Source organism: Streptomyces sp. NPDC005955, assembly GCF_042871255.1.
Taxonomy (GTDB): domain Bacteria; phylum Actinomycetota; class Actinomycetes; order Streptomycetales; family Streptomycetaceae; genus Streptomyces.
This window is the reverse complement of the sequence record NZ_JBIAIF010000027.1, coordinates 1-19,892: the sequence shown is the minus strand read 5'-3', so window position 1 is coordinate 19,892 and position 19,892 is coordinate 1. Positions and strand designations below refer to the sequence as shown.

Below are 19,892 nucleotides of genomic sequence, written 5' to 3'. Positions count from 1 at the left end.
GAACCGTCAATCACCGGACTGCTCGGGCCGGTTCCTCCTCGCGGGTGGCCAGGACCAGCCCGACCGCCGCGGTGATCACCCCGATCAGCGCCCACAGGAAGGCGGTGCGGAAACCGTCGACCCCCGACGCACCGACGGCGACACCCACGAGCACGGCCAAGCCGAGCGCGCCGCCGAGTTGGTCGACCGAGCGCTGCACGCCCGCGGCGGTACCGGCGTCGTGTTCCGTGACGCCGAGCAGCGCCGCGTTCTGGAGCGCGAGCAGGCCGATGCCCATGCCCGCGGCGACGCCGACCATCCCGGGCAGTACGTCGACGGCGTAGCCGCCCTCGTCGGGGAGTCGGACCAGCCAGGCCAGGCCCAGCGCCGTGCAGGCCAGCCCCACCAGCGCGGTGTACTTCGTACCGAGGACGGACAGCAGTCGCGCGGTCTGCGAAATGGCCAGGAGCAGCGCCGCGCAGAACGGCAGGAAGGCCACGCCCGCCCTCAACGGGCCCCACCCCATGACGTCCTGTAGGTAGAGGGTGAGCAGGAAGAACACGGTGGAGAGTGCCGCGCTGAGCAGCACGGTCACGGCGTTCGCCACGGCACGGGTGCGGTGGGCGAGGAAGGAGAGGGGTACGAGGGGGCGTCGGGTGCGTGCCTCCACGGCGACGAAGGCGAGCAGTAGCACCACGCCCGCCGCGATCGCCCAGGGGTTCGACTCCAGGACGCCGTACACCAGGCTGAGGGGTCCCGCCGTCAGCAGTGCGGCTCCCGGGAGGTCGAGGCGTTCGCTCCGGACGCGTGGCCCGTCGGTGGGGACCAGCCGCGGTGTGATCAGCAGGACGAGGGCCGCGAGGGGAACGTTGACGCCGAAGATCCAGCGCCAGTGCAGCAGTTCGGTGATCACACCGGACAGCAGCAACCCGACGACCAGCCCGCTGGCGGAGATCCCGCCCCAGACGCCCAGGGCCCTGGCCCGTTCGGTGGGCTCGGGGAAGAGCAGGGCGATCAACGACATCGCCGCGGGCGACGCCAGGGCTTCACCGGCACCCTGGGCGAAGCGGGCGGCGATCAGTGTCGGTAGGTCGGGCGCCAGACCGGCGACGAGCGAAGCGAGGGCGAACAGGCCGGCGCCGACCAGGAACATCCGCCGCCGGCCGAGCAGATCGGTGACCCGGCCGCCGAGGAGCAACAGGCCCCCGCCGACCAGGGTGTAGCCGGTGACGACCCAGGACAGTGACGCGGTCGGCGTGTGGAAGTCGGCGCCGATGGACGGCAGCGCCACATGGACGACGGTCACGTCCACGGCGATGAGGAACTGGAGGAGGGAGAGGAGCGCGAGAGCCGGCTTCCGCCGGTCGACGTGACGGCGGACTCGTGTCCGTGACAAGTTGTTCACAGGGGTGGGTACTCCAGGCAGAGGAAGGCACGACCGAGGAGTCGTGAGGACGCTTCCGTGCCGGCACGACGAGCACGCCCCACCGGTCGGACCGGCGTGGCTCAGCCGTGGTACGGCACACCTGGACTACTTGGTTACTGCGATCCCCATGCCGGCAGGCTATCAGTGGGGGAGGGCGGACCCCGGTCCGCCACCGGGACGACGGCGTCGTGGGCCGGGTAACTCGGCTACCACCGAGCCCACTTGTTGACTCCCGACCCGCTCCCTGACGGAATCCCGTCGGGATACCGCGCAGCACGGGAGACATCCGGGGCGATCACTGTGCGTTCGAAACCGGAAATCCTCCGTGGTCGCGCCGGTGCGGGGGTGTGGCGGCATGTCGTCATCTGCTCGGGAAACGACACCCGGAGCAGCGTAGGCGTCCCTATGATGCTGCTACGTTCCCGGACCGGTAGTCGACTCAGGGCGGGATCATGCGGTGCGCCCCAAACACGGTCGCACTCACCGCCACCGGGGCCGAAGGGATCCCGCCCCGCCTTCCGCTCCGATAGCACCCCTGGAGGTACCGGTATTGATTCTTGCGAAGTGCGCGTATAGCCTGGGATTCTGTTAATGAATGAACTAATACAGCGGAAGGTGGGTGGCATGAAAGAAGCAGGCGAAGCAAAGGCGGCAGAATCAGATGAAGAAACGCTGACCAGGCTTACCAGTGCTATCGGACAGCCTCCACTCAGCATGCTGGACAACGCGAAGGCGTTGTTCGCGCTCCATCACGGTGGTAACGAGGATCGAAGTGCGGAATCCGTTTCCGCTGAGCGGGCGGCAGCGGCCGACCAGGTGCGCGGCTGACCGTACGGAGATGTTGCGAGTCGTCGAGGTCGAGTTCGTCGGCCCGGGGTGGAGGGGTGCGGTGCCGGCGCCCCGTAGGCGTCCCGACGCATCTGCGGGTCCGGCGCCATGACGTACCCGCTGCCATGAAGTAGAGGTCCCCGAGGGTCCGTTGAGAGGGTCGCACGCAGGCACTTCGCCGGACCCGGTGCGGCGGAACGCCGTCGGGCGCCCCGGCGGGGCTCGCGCGCGAGCGGACTGCCGTCGTGCCCGTGCGCGGACGACGAGGTGCGCGGCCTCCCCCGGGAGCGGCCCGGGCGCCCGCCGTTGACGTGGTCGGGGACGCCCTCTCCCCGCGAACGGTGGACTCCGGAAACTCGGGCCCTGCCACCCCTCCCCAATTGCGTGGCCGTCAGGGCCCGCCCCCCCTCGGCCGCAAAGGTCTAATCCAATCGCGCCGCGCATGTGGAGAACCTGTGAGGATTGCCCGGCGCGCCGCCTTGCGCCTGGGAATCTCGCCCTCACCCGGAAACCCGTGGAGTGTGATCTCAGGAGTCGAATCACCTCGCAAGGAGTCCGCTCGGTGCGCCCGGTAGGTGCGTGAAGATCGCGATCCGGCGTGGTTCGGCACGGGTGTGACGGCATGAGGGGATCTCCGCCATCTGACGGGTACGGGGGAAGCGCGGAAAGTAACGGATCGGCGAGGCGGCGGAGTTCGTCAGGATCCAACCGCTTCGACAGATCGACACCGTTGGGAAGCCTTTCATGCCGTAATGATCTCGCATCGCGGAGCGGCGAACTTTTCGCGTGGCTCCTGCAATGACTTGATTTGTCGGTGGATGATCACTCGGTGTTCCCTCTTGGCGAAGCGCTGAAGGGTGTTGCCTCGACGCAACGGGAGAAGGCTCCGACATCGGCCCGGGGTGTTACCGGGAAGAGGGCCGTGCCGCCCGCCGTATGCGCCCCACCTGACGGTTCCGCCCCGTGGCGTCCACGGACGCCCACGGGCGTCCAGGGGCAGAGCGACGGCCAGCGGGGCCGTGCGGGTGCGGGGGCTCGGAGCTGAGGGTGATGGTCGCTTGGGCGGGAGGGTGCGGAAGCCGAGTCCGCTCCGGGCCGCGACCCGGTCACGGAGCGGGCTCGACGCCGGCTCCTGGCGCCCGGCACCCGGAGCGGGGCGAGCGCCGGGCCCAGGGGTCGCTGTCACGCGTCATCGACTGGTGGCCGCGCGGGCACCGTCAGGCGGCGGTGTACGACCGATCGGCGGGCCCGGGTCACCCGTCGCGTGGCGACTCCGGATCGTTGGCGGATCGCACGGTCCCGGCGGGTGTCACCGCCGCGGGGTCCCGAGGTGCGCGTTCCGATGCCGATCCATGACGACACCCAGCCGCCACGGGTGCTGCGGCGCGTGCGCCGCTCATACCGACGGCGCCACTGAGGTCGGTCCCTGACGAGGGACCAGACCTGCGCGGGAGGTTCGCGTGCGGGAGCGGCAGGGCCGGGAAGCCCTGCCGCCCCGGCTCGATGGCACCCTCGGGTTCCCTCTCGGGGCCCGTGCTCCGGGCTTGGTGGCTGCACGTGGAGGTGCGGCAGCTCCGGGACGCCCGGTGCACGGGATCAGCGGTGCTGCTCCAGGGCGAAGGTCCGCAGGCCGGAGCGGGTGATCGCGTTGAGCAGTTCCGCGGCCTGTTCCGACCGCTCCGTTTCACGTTTCAACAGCTTCTCCAGATGGGCCAGACATCGCGCCCGCACCGGGCCCAGCGAGCCGCGCGGCATGCCCAGCGTGGCGCTGATCTCGTCGTAGGACATCGGCGGGTCGGTCACCAGGAGCCCGAGCAACGCCTGACACTTCGGTGAGAGTGCGCAGTAGGCCAACAGCACCTCGTTGTCGCGTTCCTTCGCTAGTGCCGCTTCCTCGGGAAGGTTCTCCGAGGGCTCCGAGCGGTCGAAGACGGGCGAGTCCCCGACGGGCACGCTGCGACCGGACTTCTCGATGTGCTTGAGGCTCTCCCGGCGGGCCGACACCGCGATCCACTGCGTGAGCTTCTCGGGATCGCGGAGCTTGCCCAGGTGTTGGATCACCCGCATCCAGGTGGTCTGACTGACGTCCTCGCAGTCGGCCGTGCTGAGCCTATGGCCGCGGGCGATCGCCCATATCAAAGGTGTGTACCGTTCTACAATTCGGTTCCAGCCGTCTTGGTTCCCCGCCATGCACTGGTCTACTAGCTCGTTCAGGGTAGGCGTACGCATAAATCCCCCGGTTTCGTCTGCTCCCCCAGTACCGCCGGCCAAATAGTAGTGTTGACCGAGGGTAATGAGCCATGCTACCCGGGAGTTTTTTCCCCGCCCGTTACTCGCGGGGCCCCTCGGGTCTGGCTGGAGGCAGAATCTACTAGCGGACGAACTTAAACGTACAGCGTGTTAGATCGACTCATTGGGGACGCTGTCGTTGGGTCTGGCCCATAAGTCGACTAGAAAGCGACTGTTCCTCCCTCTTGTGTCTGTTTACCATGCGTAGCCTCTCGGGGTGGGGTCTCAATCCGCGGGACTCGCCCTAAGCAGTTGAATTTTGCACTGAGTCTGTTCGGTGGTGACCGGATCGGGGAAGTGCGGGTCGTGTGGTTCTCGGTGGTGTGGTGCGCCCCGGAGCGCCGTACCGCACGGTCGGCCCCGGAGTCCCGGGCCGGTGGGGGTGAACGGCGACCAGGTGCTGGTCCGGCGGGGTGCTGCACCAGGTCGACGCGTTCGCGGGCCCGTCCGGTTCCGCCGTCGAGCGGTCGCGTGTCCGGATTCCCCCGTAGCGATTCGGTCAACTCACCGAATTCCGCGCAGCGTTCACTCATGCTGGTGATGTTCGTGCGGGAGTTCCTGGCTACTCTCGTTCCGGCGGACCCGGTTGGCCTTCCGGCGAGCCCGGCCGGCCCGCCGCGGTGCGCCGGCCGCACCCGCCGGGGGCGGTCCTCCTCTCCAGCGGGGCGCATGGCGCATGCACGGACGATCGGGCACGTTCTGACTCATCCGGCCAGGAATCGCCTCACGGGTAATCGGGGGTGTCGTACGTGGAATTGACCGACGGTCGAGCCGATGTGACGTCCGCCACATTCGCCGGGGAATGCCCTCGTGAACGTATCCGGGTCGGACACCGCCGGATCCATGTTCTTCGCAGGGGGGCACAGTCAGCTCGCGGCGAGGCATGTGGTGATCCCACGGGTCGCAATCATCTGGGAAGGAAATCGTGACCGTTGAACGAAATCCATGGCAAGCGCTAGGCGCACTGCTTGTCGGATTCTCCCTCATTTTGCTGGACATGAGTGTCGTGGCGGTCGCCAACCCCGCGATCATGGAGTCGCTCAAGGCGAGCGTCTCCGAAGTGATCTGGGTGACCAGCGCCTACCTGCTCACCTACGCAGCGCCCTTGCTGTTCACCGGTCGACTGGGCGACCGCTACGGCCCCAAGAACGTCTATCTCGTCGGCCTGGTGGTGTTCACCCTCGCCTCCCTGTGGTGCGGAGTGGCGGACAGCATCGACGGGTTGATCGCCGCCCGCGCCGTACAGGGCTTCGGGGCCGCGCTGATGACACCCCAGACCATGGCGGTGGTCACCAAGATCTTCCCCGCGGACAAGCGCGGCGCCGCGATGGGCGCATGGGGCGGCTCCGCCGGCGTCGCCCTGCTGCTCGGCCCGGTACTCGGCGGCCTGCTGGTGGACTCCGTCGGCTGGGAATGGATCTTCCTCATCAACGTCCCCATCGGCATCGTCGCCTTCGCCCTGGCCTGGAAGCTGGTGCCGACCCTGGAGACCACGAAGCACCGGATCGACCCGTTCGGCATCGTGCTGTCCTGCACCGGCATGTTCCTCCTGGTCTTCGGCCTCCAAGAAGGGAACAACCGGGACTGGTCGGTCGGCATCTGGTCGATGATCGCCGCAGGGCTGCTCGTCCTGGCGGTGTTCGTCGTCACCCAGGCCCGCAGCAAGGGCGAACCCCTCCTGCTCCTGGCCCTGTTCCGCGACCGCAACTTCGCGCTGGCCAACGTGGGCATCGCCACCATGGGCGCCGCGGTGACCGCGATGACCGTCCCCTCGTACTTCTACCTCCAGGGAGTACGCGGACTCTCCTCCATGGAATCCGCCCTGATCTTCGCGCCGTTGGCCATCCTGACCGGCGTCTTCTCCGTCACCATCGGCAAACTGTCCGACAAGGCCCACCCCCGCACCTTCACGGCTCTCGGCTTCGTGCTCTTCGCCCTCACGATCGTCGGGTTCAGCCTCCTGATGGAACCCGACTCGCACCTGTGGATGTTCTCGGCCACGGCAGCCCTGACCGGCGTCGCCAACGGCATGGTCTGGGGACCGCTGGGCGCCATCGCCACCCGCAACCTCCCCGTCCACCAGTCCGGCGCGGGCTCCGGCATCTACAACACCAACCGCCAGATGGGTGCCGTGCTCGGCAGCGCCGCGGTCGGCGCACTGTTCGTCGACCGGATCGAAGCGCACCTGCCGGGCATCAGTGCCGGCGGGGCCAAGTTCGAAGGCAGCCCCAGCGCGATCCCCGAGGCGTTCCACGAGCCCTACAGCACCGCCCTGAGCGAAACGGGTCTCCTACCCGTCGCCTTCCTCCTGCTGGGCGCCGTCGCCTGCACCTTCTTCCTCCGCTTCCCGACACCGGAAGCGCAGAAGGAAGAAGAGGACGTCTCCCTGGAGAAGGCCGACAAGACCGGTTGAGCAACACCGACAGCTGAGCAACACGGAGAGGTGAGCAACACCGACGGTTGACGGGCCACGCGACCACGTGGGCGTGAGCCCCACGGGAATCCGTGGAAACCCCAGGGCGCGGGCCGTGGTTCCGGAAGGGCAGTACCTCCGGGAGCCACGGCCCGCACCCACCTGTCGGGCCGGGTACCCCCACCCCGGACGCCTCCCGCGGACCCGTGCGGAGACCGGGCGACGACCCGCCTGAGTACCCGGACACCACACCGCACACACATGCCTCGAAAAAAGCTGAGGAATCGTTGTATCCGGGAGGGCCACCCCGGGATCTAGTACGTCGACCACATGGTCGCCGGCATGAGCCCGAAGGTGGGGAAAACCGCATGGCCCTCGAAAAGCCCGACATCGTCGGAGCCCTGCGCAAGTCGCTGAAGGAGACTGAGCGTCTGCGGCGCCAGAACCAACAGCTGCTCGACCAGGCGGGCGAGCCCCTGGCCATCGTGGGCATGAGCTGCCGCTACCCGGGAGGGGTCGCCTCACCCGAGGACCTGTGGTCGCTGGTCGCCGAGGGACGCACGGGACTCTCGGAGTTCCCCCGCGACCGCGGCTGGAACCTGGACGACCTCTACGACCCCGACCCCGACCACCCCGGCACGGCCTACACCCGCCACGGCGGATTCCTCGACGGCATGGCCGAGTTCGACGCCGAGTTCTTCGGGATCAGCCCCCGCGAGGCCCTCGCCATGGACCCCCAGCAACGACTGCTGCTCGAAGGCGCCTGGGAAGCGTTCGAGGACGCCGGCATCGACCCGCTGACGCTGAAGGGCAGCGACACCGGCGTCTTCTGCGGACTCATGTTCTCCGACTACCAGTTCGTCGCGAGTCTCAGCGACCAACGCCCGGAGATCGAGGGCTACCTCTCCATCGCGTCGTCGCCCAGCGTCGCCTCGGGCCGCATCAGCTACACCTTCGGCTTCGAAGGCCCCGCCGTCACCGTCGACACGGTGTGCTCCGCCTCCCTGGTGGCGATCGACCTGGCGGCCAAGTCCCTTCGCGCCAAGGAATGTTCACTCGCCGTGGTCGGTGGCGCGACCACCCTGGCCCGCCCCAGCGCCTTCGTGGAGTTCAGCCGCCAGCGCGCCCTGTCCGCGGACGGACGCTGCAAGGCGTACGCCGCGGCCGCCGACGGCGTCGGCTGGGCGGAAGGACTCGGCCTGCTCGTACTGGAACGACTGTCCGACGCCCAGCGCAACGGGCACCGGATCCTCGCCCTCGTACGCGGCACGGCGATCAACCAGGACGGCGCGAGCAACGGCCTCACCGCGCCGAACGGCCCCTCGCAGGAGCGGGTCATCCGCCAGGCGTTGAACAGCGCGGGCCTGTCCCCGTCCGATGTGGACGCGGTCGAGGGCCACGGCACGGGAACACCCCTCGGCGACCCGATCGAAGCCGAAGCCCTGTTGGCGACCTACGGCCAGAAGCGGAAGAACGGCCCCCTCTGGCTCGGCTCCATCAAGTCGAACATCGGCCACACCCAGGCCGCGGCCGGAGTGGCCGGCGTCATCAAGATGGTCATGGCGATGCGACACGAAACGCTTCCGCCCACCCTGCACGTGGACGCCCCCTCGCCCCACGTGGACTGGACGTCGGGCGAAGTGACCCTCCTCACCGAAGCCCGGCCGTGGCCCGCGGGGGAACGACCCCGCCGTGCGGGCGTTTCCTCGTTCGGCGTGAGCGGCACCAACGCCCACGTGATCCTGGAAGAGGCCCCGAACGAGGACGCGCCCCGGCAACAGGCACCCACCGGGCAACGCCCGCCGATCCTCGTACCCCTCTCCGCCCGCAGCGAGACGGCTCTGCGCGAGCAGGCCGACCGGCTGCGCGCCCACATGATCGCCCGCCCCGAACTCGACCACCTGGACATCGGATTCGCGCAGGCGACCGCCCGCGCACACCTCGAACGCCGAGCCGTGGTGGTCGCCACCGACCGCGGCGCCCTGCTCACCGGCCTCGGTGAACTGAGCGCGGCTGCTCCTGCGGTGAATGTGGTGGAGGGGCAGGTTGCGGGTGCGGGTGTGAAGTCGGTGTTCGTGTTCCCGGGTCAGGGTGCGCAGTGGGTGGGTATGGCGGTGGGGTTGTTGGACGGGTCTCCGGTGTTCGCTGCTGAGGTGGCGGCGTGTGGGGAGGCGTTGTCGGAGTTTGTGGAGTGGCGGCTTGAGGATGTGTTGCGGGGTGTTGAGGGTGCTCCGTCGTTGGAGCGGGTGGATGTGGTGCAGCCCGCGTTGTTCGCGGTGATGGTGGGTTTGGCGGCGGTGTGGCGTTCGTACGGTGTGGAGCCGTCTGCGGTGGTGGGGCATTCGCAGGGGGAGATTGCTGCGGCGTATGTGGCGGGTGGGTTGTCGTTGCGGGATGCTGCGCGGATCGTGGCGGTGCGCAGTCAGTTGGTGCGTGACCGGTTGGCTGGGCTCGGCGGGATGATGTCGGTTGCGGTGGGTGCGGAGCGGGCTGAGGAGTTGATCGCTCCGTTCGCGGGTCGGGTGTCGGTGGCGGCGGTGAACGGTCCTTCGTCGGTCGTGGTTGCGGGGGAGCCGGAGGCTTTGGACGAACTGCTGGCGATGTGTGAGCGCGATGAGGTCCGGGCGCGGCGGGTGAAGGTGGATTATGCGTCGCATTCGGTGCAGGTGGAGGTGATTGAGGGGGAGCTGCGGGAGGCGCTTGCGCCGGTGGTGCCGTTGAAGGGGCGGGTTCCGTTCTTTTCGACGGTGTCGGGTGAGTTCTTGGACACCACGTCGATGGATGCCGGGTACTGGTACCGGAATCTGCGGAACCCGGTCGGTTTCGAGCCGGCGATTCGTGCGCTGGTCGACAAGGGCACGGGTTGTTTCCTGGAGATGTCCCCCCACCCCGTGCTCACCATGGCGGTGGAAGGCACGATCGAGGCACGGTCCGCGGTCGACCGCGTCGCCGTGGTGGGCTCCCTGCGCCGTGACGAGGGTGGCCTGGAACGGTTCCTCCTCTCGCTCGGCCAAGCGCACGTCGCGGGTGTCCGCATCGACTGGGAAGCCCTGTACGCAGGCACCGACGCCCAGCGGGTGGACCTGCCCACCTACGCCTTCCAACGCGAGAAGTACTGGCTGACCCCGGCAGCGCAGGGCGGTGACGTAGCGGCTGCCGGCCTCGACCGGATGCAACACCCCGTGCTGGCGGCGGCCGTGCAGGTCGCCGACCGCGACGAATGGGTGTTCACCGGTCGCTTCTCCACCGACTCGCAGCCGTGGGTCATCGACCACGTGGTGCTGGGCTCGGTGATCGTGCCGGGCGCCGCCCTGGTCGAACTCGTCCTCGCCGCAGCACGCCACCTCGGCCACGTCCTCCTGGACGAGTTGGTCTTCGAAGCTCCGCTGGTCCTCGAAGGGAACTCCGCCCGACACATCAGGGTCACCGTGGGCAAGCCCGGCGAGGACGGTCGCCGCGAAGTCGCCGTCCACTCCCTCGCCGAGGCGGGGAGCGGGACCCCGGCCGGGACCGCGACCGCGACCGGAGCCGGGACTGACGGTGCGCGGCAAGTCATCAGGCACGCCCGCGGCTGGCTCGCAGCCGAGGCCGGTTCCGATCCCGCGCCGCCCTTCCCCGCTTCCTGGCCGCCGATCGCAGCCGTCGAGGCGTCCGCCGAGACCCTGTACGAGCAACTGGCGGACATCGGGCTCGACTACGGCCCCCTGTTCCAGGGCGTGCAGAACGTGTGGCGCAGCGGCACCGAGCTGTACGCCGAGGTCACCCTGCCCGAAGGCACCTCCACCGACGGATTCGCCATCCACCCGGCGCTGTTCGACTCCGCGCTGCACCCCAGCATGCTGGACAAGACCGCCGGGTCGACCCCCGACCTGCCGTTCTCCTGGTCCGGGGTGCAGTGCGGGCGGTCGGCACCCGACCGGGTGCGCGTCCGCATCGACACCGCCGGGGACTCCGGCTTCCGCGTCGACGTCGTCGACGAGAACGGCGAGCTGGTCGTCGCCGTCGACAAGCTCGCCGTGCGCCCCGTCGACCCCGCGCAACTGGCACGACCCCGCGGCGAGCACGACGCACTGTTCCAGTTGGAGTGGGCGCCGGTCACGGGAACGCCCTCGCAGGCCCGCATCGTGGTCCTCGGCGACCTCGACGCACCCGGCGAGCGCTTCGCCGACCTGCCCGCCCTGGAGGCCGCGCTCGCCGACGGCGCGACCGGCGCGGACCTGGTGCTCGTCCAGATCGAGAACCCGGAAACGGACGACCCCACCCACGCCGCGACCGCGGTCGCCGAACGCACCCTCGCCCTGACCCAGCGGTGGCTGGCCAGCGAGTGGCTGGGCGAAGCCACCCTCGTGGCGGTGACCCGCCGGGCGGTCGCCGTCGGCGCGGAACCCCTGGACCTGACCCAGGCCCCCGCCTGGGGACTGCTGCGCAGCGCACAGACCGAACACCCCGGCCGCTTCGTCCTCGTCGACACGGACGGCGGCGCCCGGCCCGACTGGAGCTCCCTGGCCGGCCTCGACGAGCCGCAGCTGGCGCTGCGGGGCGACGCCCTGCTGGCCCCCCGCCTGGGGCGGGCGACCGCGGGACCGACCGGCCGGTCGTGGCGGCTCGCCAGCACGGAGAAGGGCTCCCTGGAGAACCTCACCGTCCAGCCCTCCGACAGCCACCGCCCCCTGGGCGTCGGCGAAGTCCGCGTCTCCGTCCGCGCCGCCGGCCTCAACTTCCGGGACGTGCTCATCGCACTCGGCATGTACCCGGGCGAGGCACCGCTGGGCAGCGAGGCGGCGGGCGTCGTGCTCGAAGTGGGCTCCGCCGTCACCGACCTGGTCCCCGGCGACCGGGTGTTCGGACTCGTGAAGGACGCCTTCGGCCCCGTCGCCATCGCCGACCGCAAGACCCTCGCACCGGTCCCGCAACGCCTCACCTTCACCGAGGCCGCCGCCATCCCCGTCGTGTACCTGACCGCCTACTACGGCCTCATCGACCTGGCCGACCTGAGGCCCGGCGAGAAGCTGCTGGTGCACGCGGCCGCCGGCGGCGTCGGCATGGCCGCCGTACAGCTCGCCCGCCACCTCGGCGCCGAGCCCTACGCCACCGCCAGCCCGGCCAAGTGGGACGCCGTACGAGCCCTGGGCGTCCCCGAAGAGCACCTCGCCTCCTCCCGCGACCTCGGGTTCCGCGACGCCCTCCACCAGGCCACCGGCGGCACGGGCGTGGACGTGGTGCTCAACTCGCTGGCCGGCGAGTTCATCGACGCCTCACTGGAACTGCTGCCGCGCGGCGGACGCTTCATCGAGATGGGCAAGACCGACCTCCGTGACCCCGAGGCCGTCGCACGCCGACGCGAGGGGGTGACCTACCGCTCCTACGACCTGATGGAGGCCGGGTCGGACCGCATCCAGCAGATGCTGGTCGAGATCGCCGACCTGTTCGAACGAGGGGTACTGGCCCCCGCACCGATCCGCGCCTGGGACGTACGCCGAGGCGACGAGGCGTTCCGCTACCTCCGCGAAGGACGCAACGTCGGCAAGGTCGTGCTGACCGTTCCGGCACCCCTGAACCCCGAGGGCACCGTATTGATCACCGGTGGCACCGGCGGCCTGGGGGCCCTGTTCGCCAAGCACCTCGTCACCGAACACGGCATGCGTCACCTCCTGCTGGTCAGCCGGCGGGGCCCGGCCGCCGACGGCGCCGCCGACCTCGTCACCGAACTCGCGGCCCTCGGAGCCGAGGCCCGCGTCCTCGCCTGCGACGTGGCCGACCGCGCACAGCTCGCCGAACTGCTCGGCTCACTGGAACGCCCCCTGACCGCGGTGGTCCACACGGCCGGCACGCTGGCCGACGGCATCATCGAGTCGCTCACCCCCGAACAGGTGCAGCACGTCATGCGCCCCAAGCTGGACGCCGCCTGGCACCTGCACGAGCTGACCTCACGCATGGACCTGTCGGCGTTCGTCCTGTTCTCCTCCGCCGCCGGACTGCTCGGCAATGCCGGCCAGGCCAACTACGCCGCCGCCAACGCCGCCGTGGACGCCCTCGCCACGCAGCGACAGACGGCCGGCCTGCCCGCCCTCTCCCTGGCGTGGGGCCTGTGGTCCGACTCCACCGGGATGACCGGGGAGATGGCCGAAGCCGACCTGGCCCGCATGGAACGCACCGGCATCGGCGCGATCTCCCGGGACCTGGGCCTGGAACTGTTCGACCAGGCCCTCCGCTCCGACGCCCCGCTCCTGGCCCCCGTGCGCCTCGACCCGACCGCGCTGCGCACCCAGGCCCGGGCCGGCACGCTCCCCGCCCTGCTCCGCGGACTCGTCCGAGCCCCCGCCCGCCGCGCCGACAACGCACGCTCACTGGAACGACGGCTCGCCGGGGTCCCCGAGGCCGACCGCGAGCAGATGGTGCTGGACCTGGTCCGTACCCAGGTCGCGTCCGTACTCGGCCACGCCTCGGCCGCGGCCGTCGACCCCGAGCGCCCCTTCAAGGACCTCGGCTTCGACTCCCTCGCCGCCGTCGAACTGCGCAACCGGCTCAGCCAGGTGGTCGACGTCCGGCTGCCCGCGACGCTGGTCTTCGACCACCCCACCCCGATCGAGGCCGCCCGACTGATCCTCACCAAGGTCGGCGGAGCCACCGGGCAGCACCCGTCACCACTCGACCAGGAACTACAGCGGCTGGAGGCACTCCTCATCGCCGTGTCCGGCCACGAACAGCAGCTGGCCGGCGCCGAACCCCGTCTGCGCTCGCTCAGCAACCGCCTGCGGACCCTGCTGAGCGCGACGAACACCGGCCCCGAAGCCACCGAAGACGACCTGGAAGACGAACTCGACTTCGTCTCCGACAGCGACATGTTCGACCTGATCGACAAGGAGCTCGGATCCGCATGACCGGGAAGACTGACGACGGCCGGAGCGGACCGCTGAACGACGAGCAGAAGCTCCGCACCTACCTGCGGCGGGTGACCGCCGAACTGCGGACGGCCAACCGCAAGGTCCGTGAGCTGGAGCAGCGCGACGTCGAGCCGATCGCCATCGTCGGCATGAGCTGCCGGTATCCGGGTGGCGTGACGTCACCGAACGAGCTGTGGGAGCTCGTGGCGTCCGGCCGGGACGCCATGGGTCCGTTCCCCACCGACCGCGGCTGGGACCTGGAGCGGCTGTACGACGCCGACCCGGAACGGCCGGGCAGCGCCTACGCCACCGAGGGCGGGTTCGTCGACACCGCCACCTCGTTCGACGCGGAGTTCTTCGGGATCAGCCCCCGCGAGGCCCTGGCCATGGACCCGACCCAGCGGCTGACGTTGGAAGCGGCCTGGGAGGCGTTCGAGGACGCGGGCATCGACCCCACCTCGCTGCGGGGCAGCGACACCGGCGTGTTCGCAGGGACGGTGTCCTCCGACTACGGCCCGTCGACCCTTCCCGAACTGGAAGGGTTCCGGGTGACCGGAACCCAGAGCAGCGTGATGTCGGGCCGCGTCGCCTACAGCCTCGGCCTGGAGGGCCCGGCGGTCTCGATCGACACCGCGTGCTCCGCCTCGCTCGTCGCCATGCACCTCGCGGCGAACGCACTGCGGGCGGGCGAGTGCTCCCTCGCGCTCGCCGGCGGTGTCACGGTCCTGGCCGGCCCCTTCCTGTTCGTTGAGTTCAGCCGCCAGCGCGGCCTGGCCCGCGACGGCCGGTGCAAGGCGTACGCGGCGTCCGCCGACGGGACCGGGTTCTCCGACGGCGTCGGGCTGGTGCTCCTGGAGCGGCTGTCCGACGCGAAGCGCAACGGGCGGCGGATCCTGGGTCTGATCCGCGGCAGTGCGGTGAACCAGGATGGTGCGAGCAACGGTCTGACCGCGCCGAACGGTCCGTCGCAGGAGCGGGTCATCCGGCAGGCGCTGGCGAGTGCGGGACTGTCTCCGTCGGAGATCGACGCGGTGGAGGGCCACGGTACGGGGACGAAGTTGGGTGACCCGATCGAGGCGCAGGCGTTGTTGGCGACGTACGGCGCTGAGCGGGTGGGGGACCCGTTGTGGCTGGGTTCCATCAAGTCGAACATCGGTCATACGTCTGCTGCGGCTGGTGTGGCGGGTGTGATCAAGATGGTGATGGCGTTGCGGCATGGGGTGTTGCCGTCGACGTTGCACGTGGACGAGCCGTCGCCGCACGTCGACTGGGCGTCGGGTGGCGTTGAGTTGTTGCGTGAAGCGCGGGAGTGGAGGAGTGAGGGGCGTCCGCGTCGTGCGGGTGTGTCGTCGTTCGGCGTGAGCGGGACGAACGCGCACATCATCGTGGAGGAGGCGCCGGTTGAGGATGCTGCTGCGGCGGAGGGTGCTTCGTCGGGCAGCACGCGGTTGGCGGCGGTTCCGGTGGTGGTGTCGGGTCGTTCGGATGCGGCGTTGCGTGCGCAGGCGGAGCGGTTGCGTTCGTTCGTGATTGAGCAGCCTGATGTGTCGGTTGCGGATGTTGCGTCTTCGTTGGTGGGCTCGCGTGCGTTGTTGGAGCGGCGTGCGGTGGTGGTCGCTGGTGGCCGTGACGAGTTGCTGGCGCAGTTGGGTGCTGTGTCGGCGGGCGGGAGTGCTGTCGGGGGGAAGTCGGCGTTCCTGTTTACGGGGCAGGGTTCTCAGCGTGTGGGTATGGGTCTCGGTTTGGCGGCAGAGTTCCCTGCCTACGACCAGGCGTTGGCCGCTGTGTGTGCGGAGTTGGACCCGCGGCTGGGGCGTTCGGTGCGGGAGCTCCTTGCTTCCGAAGACGGGGTGTTGGATTCGACGGAGTTCACGCAGGTGGTGTTGTTCGCGGTCGAGGTCGCGCTGTACCGCCTGGTGGAGTCGCTTGGGCTGCGTGCGGACTACTTGATCGGCCATTCGGTGGGGGAGGTTGCTGCTGCGCATGTGGCTGGGGTGTTGTCGTTGGGTGATGCGGCGGAGTTGGTGGTGGCGCGTGGCCGTCTGATGGGTGGGTTGCCTGCGGGTGGGGTGATGGTCGCGGTTCAGGCGAGCGAGTCCGAGGTGACGGAGTCGTTGGTCGGGTTTGAGGGTCGTCTCGAAGTGGCGGCGGTGAACGGTCCGACGTCGGTGGTCGTGTCAGGTGACGAGGACGCTGCTGAGGTATGGCTCAAGCACTGGGAAGGCCGCAAGACGACTCGGCTTCGGGTGTCGCACGCGTTCCATTCCCCGCGGATGGAACCGATGTTGGAGGAGTTCCGGGCGGTTGCGGAGCGTTTGGAGTATGCGGCGCCGCAGGTCCCGGTGGTCTCGAACGTCACGGGCGCAGTGGTGGAGGTGTTCGACGCCGAGTACTGGGTCCGCCACGTACGCCAAGCTGTCCGTTTCGCTGACGGGGTCCGCACCCTGTGGGACCTGGACGTGCGCCGCTTCCTGGAACTCGGCCCGGATGCCGTACTGACCGCGATGGCGCGCCAGTGCCTCGAAGTCGAAGGGGAAAACACTGACGCAGTGTTCCTTCCGGCTCTGCGGAGGAAGCAGGGTGAGGCGGAGGCGTTCGCCGGGTTCCTGGGCCACGCCTATGCGGCTGGTGTCGCAGTGGATTGGGAGGCGTTCTACGCGGGCGTTGGTGCTCAGCGTGTTGATCTGCCGACTTATGCCTTCCAGCGGGAGCGGTTCTGGCTGTCTCCGGGCACGATCACGGGTGACGTGTCAGCTGCTGGTCTCGTCGCCGTCGACCACCCCGTACTGGCCGCGGCCGTGCAGGTGGGCGACCGCGACGAATGGGTCCTCACCGGCCTCATCTCCACCGAGACCCAGCCCTGGGCCGCTGAGCACCTCCTCCTCGGCACGATGGTCGTGCCGGGCACGGGGCTGGTCGAGCTCGCCCTCGCCGCCGGACGACACGCCGGCAGTCCGGTGGTCGACGAGCTGGTCCTCGAAGCACCTCTGATCGTTCAGCACGGGGTCACCCGGCAACTCCAGATCACCGTTGGGGCGTCCCAAGCGGACGGCCGTCGTGAGCTGGCGATCTACTCGCGCTCGGAAGGCACCCTCAGCGACAGCGAGGCCACCTGCCACGCCCGGGGAACCCTCAGCGCGGACAGCGCCCCGGTCCAGGCGTGGCCGGACCAGTGGCCGCCGCGGAACGCCGAACCGATGCCCGTCGACGACCTCTACAGCCGTCTCGCAGATCTCGGGTACGACTACGGCCCCCTCTTCCACGGTGTCGAGGCCGTCTGGCGCGACGGTGACGTGACCTACGCCGAGGTGACGCTGCCCGAGGGGCACGAGGGCTTCGGTATCCACCCCGCGCTCTTCGACTCCGCTCTACAGAGCGGTGTCATCCTGCTGACCGAGGGCGATGCCGCCTCACACCTCATGCCGTTCAGCTGGAACGGCGTCCGGCTCGACCGCCCCGACGTCTCGCGACTGCGGGTCCGTTCCGTGATGACCGGTGACACCTCGCTACGGCTGGACGCCGTGGACGAGAACGGCGACCTGGTGGTCTCTGTGGGCTCGCTCGTCGTGCGACCCGTGGAGCAAGGACGCATCGACAGCACGCGTGAGGATGTACGGCAATCGCTGTACACGGTGGGCTGGAACGAGATCGATGCCGCCGCAAGCGCTGGCACTCAAGAACTCGTCCGCATCGGTACGGGGGAGACCTACCCGGACTTGGGTGCCCTTGAGCAGGCGCTCACTCAGGGGGTTACGGCTCCGCAGGCGCTTCTCGCCCGCATCCCGGGTGCCGGCCAGGACACGCCTTCCTCAGCGTGTGCCGCTGTCCGTGAGGCGTTGTCGTTGGTGCAGGGACTGCTGGCGTGTGGGGCGCTGGCGGGTTCGCGGTTGGTGGTGGTGACTCGGGGTGCGGTGTCGGTTGGTGGTGGTACTGCGGATGTGGCGCACGCTGCGGTGTGGGGTTTGTTGCGGAGTGCGCAGTCGGAGCATCCGGGTCGGTTCGTTCTGGTGGATGTGGACGGTGACCAGGAGCCGGACTGGGGTGCGTTGCTGGCGGTGGATGAGCCGCAGCTCGCGGTACGCGATGGTCGGTTGTTGGCGCCGCGCCTGATCCGTTCGGCTGCTGGAGCATTGGACGCGCCCGTTCGGTCCTTCGAGCCTGAGGGGACGGTGGTGGTGACGGGTGGTACGGGTGGTTTGGGTGCGGTGTTCGCCCGTCATCTGGCCGCGTCGCACGGGGTGCGTGACCTTCTGTTGCTGAGTCGTCGTGGTCCGGCGGCTGAGGGTGCTGCGGAGTTGGTTGCGGAACTTGATGCGTTGGGTTGTTTGGCTCGGGTCGTGGCTTGCGACGTGTCCGACCGCGAGCAGCTGGCCGCGGTGCTTGCTTCGGTGGAGCGTCCGTTGACCGGTGTCGTGCATACGGCGGGTGTGTTGGACGACGGTGTGGTGGAGTCGTTGACCGTTGACCAGATCGACCGTGTGATGCGTCCGAAGGTGGACGCGGCCTGGCACCTGCACGAACTGACCGCCGACGCAGACCTGTCGGCGTTCGTGATGTTCTCCTCGGTGGCGGCGTTGATGGGGAGCCCTGGTCAGGGCAACTACGCCGCGGCGAACGCGGCGTTGGACGCTTTGGCAGCATCCCGTCAGGCGTCGGGGCTTTCGGCGACTTCCCTCGCATGGGGGCTGTGGAGCGAGGTCGGAGGCATGTCGGGCGAGCTGGGCGAGGCCGAACTGGCCCGCTTGGAACGCACGGGTATGGGTGCGCTCTCCCCGTCGCGCGGGTTGGAACTCTTCGACTTGGCGCTCGGTACCCGTGAGGCACTACTCGCACCTGTCCAACTTGACCCGGCCGCGCTGCGTGCCCAGGGCCGGGCCGGCTTGCTCCCCACACTGCTGAGCGGTCTCGTTCCCGCCCCTGCCCGACGCACCGAGACGGGTGGATCGCTCGCGCAGCGCATCGCCGGCCTCGCCGGAGCCGATCGGGAACGAATCGTTCAGGACGCGGTTCGGGATCAGGTCGCGGCGGTACTCGGCCACGCCTCCTCTGCTGCGATCGACATGGACCGGGCCTTCAAGGAGCTCGGCTTCGACTCGCTCAGCGCGGTCGAGCTGCGCAATCGACTCACCCAGGCCACACGTGTCCGCCTGCCCGCCACGCTGATCTTCGATCACCCGACCCCGGCCGCAGTCGCACGGCTGCTGCTCTCCGAGTTCGGTGGAGTGGCTGACGCACCGAAGCGCGCCACGCGGGCCAAGCGCGTTGCGACAGACGAACCCCTGGCCATCGTGGGGATGAGCTGCCGCTACCCCGGTGGGGTGACGAGCCCCGAGGAACTGTGGCAGTTGGTTGCCTCCCGCCGCGACGCGGTGGGCGGGTTGCCCACCGACCGTGGGTGGGACCCGAACATCTACGACCCGGACCCGGACCAGCCGGGGAAGATCAACACCAGGGGCGGTGCCTTCCTGGAGGGCATCGGGGAGTTCGACGCCGAGTTCTTCGGGATCAGTCCGCGTGAGGCGACAGCCATGGACCCGCAGCAGCGTCTGTTGCTGGAGTCGTCGTGGGAGGCGTTCGAGAACGCGGGCATCGATCCGACGACGTTGCGCGGTAGTGACACCGGTGTCTTCGCCGGTGTGGTGACGACCGACTACGGCGGCATGGCGTCGGGAGAGCTGGAGGGCTACCGCCTGACCGGTACCACGACAAGCGTGGTGTCCGGTCGGATCGCGTACTCGCTGGGGCTGGAAGGTCCAGCGATGTCGGTGGACACGGCTTGCTCCTCCTCCGCCGTCGCCCTGCACCTGGCAGGCCAGGCACTGCGAGCCGGTGAGTGCTCGTTGGCGCTGGTGGGCGGTGTGACCCTGCTGGCCGGGCCCTATCTCCTGACCGAGTTCAGCCGTCAGCGGGCGGTTTCCCCTGACGGTCGCTGCAAGGCGTATGCGGCGTCGGCGGACGGGACCGGGTTCTCGGATGGTGTGGGTGTGTTGGTGGTGGAGAGGTTGTCGGATGCTCGGCGCCTTGGGCACAGGGTTTTGGCTGTGGTTCGTGGCAGTGCGGTGAATCAGGATGG

General features: G+C 69.4%; 6 protein-coding genes. 4 read left to right on the top strand and 2 right to left on the bottom strand.

Annotated elements, in window-relative coordinates:
• Positions 1 to 10: 10 nt before the first annotated feature.
• Positions 11 to 1,384 (bottom strand): MFS transporter, encoded by a 1,374-nt coding sequence (locus ACFYOU_RS33090; RefSeq protein WP_391310972.1) that lies wholly within the window; start codon positions 1,382 to 1,384, stop codon positions 11 to 13.
• Positions 1,385 to 2,029: 645 nt separating this feature from the next.
• Between ACFYOU_RS33090 and ACFYOU_RS33085 the strand changes: the two genes are divergently transcribed.
• A complete protein-coding gene (locus ACFYOU_RS33085) occupies positions 2,030 to 2,233 on the top strand; it encodes a hypothetical protein (RefSeq protein WP_387008759.1) in 204 nt (67 codons plus the stop codon).
• A gap of 1,596 nt (positions 2,234 to 3,829) precedes the next feature.
• On the opposite strand, the gene ACFYOU_RS33080 is transcribed toward ACFYOU_RS33085, so the two are convergent.
• Positions 3,830 to 4,423 (bottom strand): RNA polymerase sigma factor, encoded by a 594-nt coding sequence (locus ACFYOU_RS33080; RefSeq protein ID WP_385757010.1) that lies wholly within the window; start codon positions 4,421 to 4,423, stop codon positions 3,830 to 3,832.
• Between the two features lie 1,024 nt (positions 4,424 to 5,447).
• Between ACFYOU_RS33080 and ACFYOU_RS33075 the strand changes: the two genes are divergently transcribed.
• The 3 genes from ACFYOU_RS33075 to ACFYOU_RS33065 form a co-directional block, all read left to right on the top strand.
• On the top strand, positions 5,448 to 6,935 hold the full coding sequence (locus ACFYOU_RS33075; RefSeq protein WP_389764256.1) for an MFS transporter: 1,488 nt from the start codon (positions 5,448 to 5,450) through the stop codon (positions 6,933 to 6,935).
• A 368-nt stretch (positions 6,936 to 7,303) separates the two neighbouring features.
• Entirely contained in the window at positions 7,304 to 13,816 is a 6,513-nt protein-coding gene (locus tag ACFYOU_RS33070) for an SDR family NAD(P)-dependent oxidoreductase (RefSeq protein ID WP_391310968.1), read from the top strand.
• Positions 13,813 to 19,892: SDR family NAD(P)-dependent oxidoreductase (locus ACFYOU_RS33065; protein ID WP_391310966.1), on the top strand; the 6,080-nt coding region annotated here is incomplete at its 3' end. The genes ACFYOU_RS33070 and ACFYOU_RS33065, both read left to right, overlap by 4 nt.

Excerpts from the sequence above, each read along its gene's own strand:
- ACFYOU_RS33085 (WP_387008759.1), top strand. The coding sequence starts at position 2,030 with ATGAAAGAAGCAGGCGAAGCAAAGGCGGCAGAATCAGATGAAGAAACG.
- ACFYOU_RS33080 (WP_385757010.1), bottom strand. The coding sequence starts at position 4,423 with ATGGCGGGGAACCAAGACGGCTGGAACCGAATTGTAGAACGGTACACA.
- ACFYOU_RS33070 (WP_391310968.1), top strand. The coding sequence starts at position 7,304 with ATGGCCCTCGAAAAGCCCGACATCGTCGGAGCCCTGCGCAAGTCGCTG.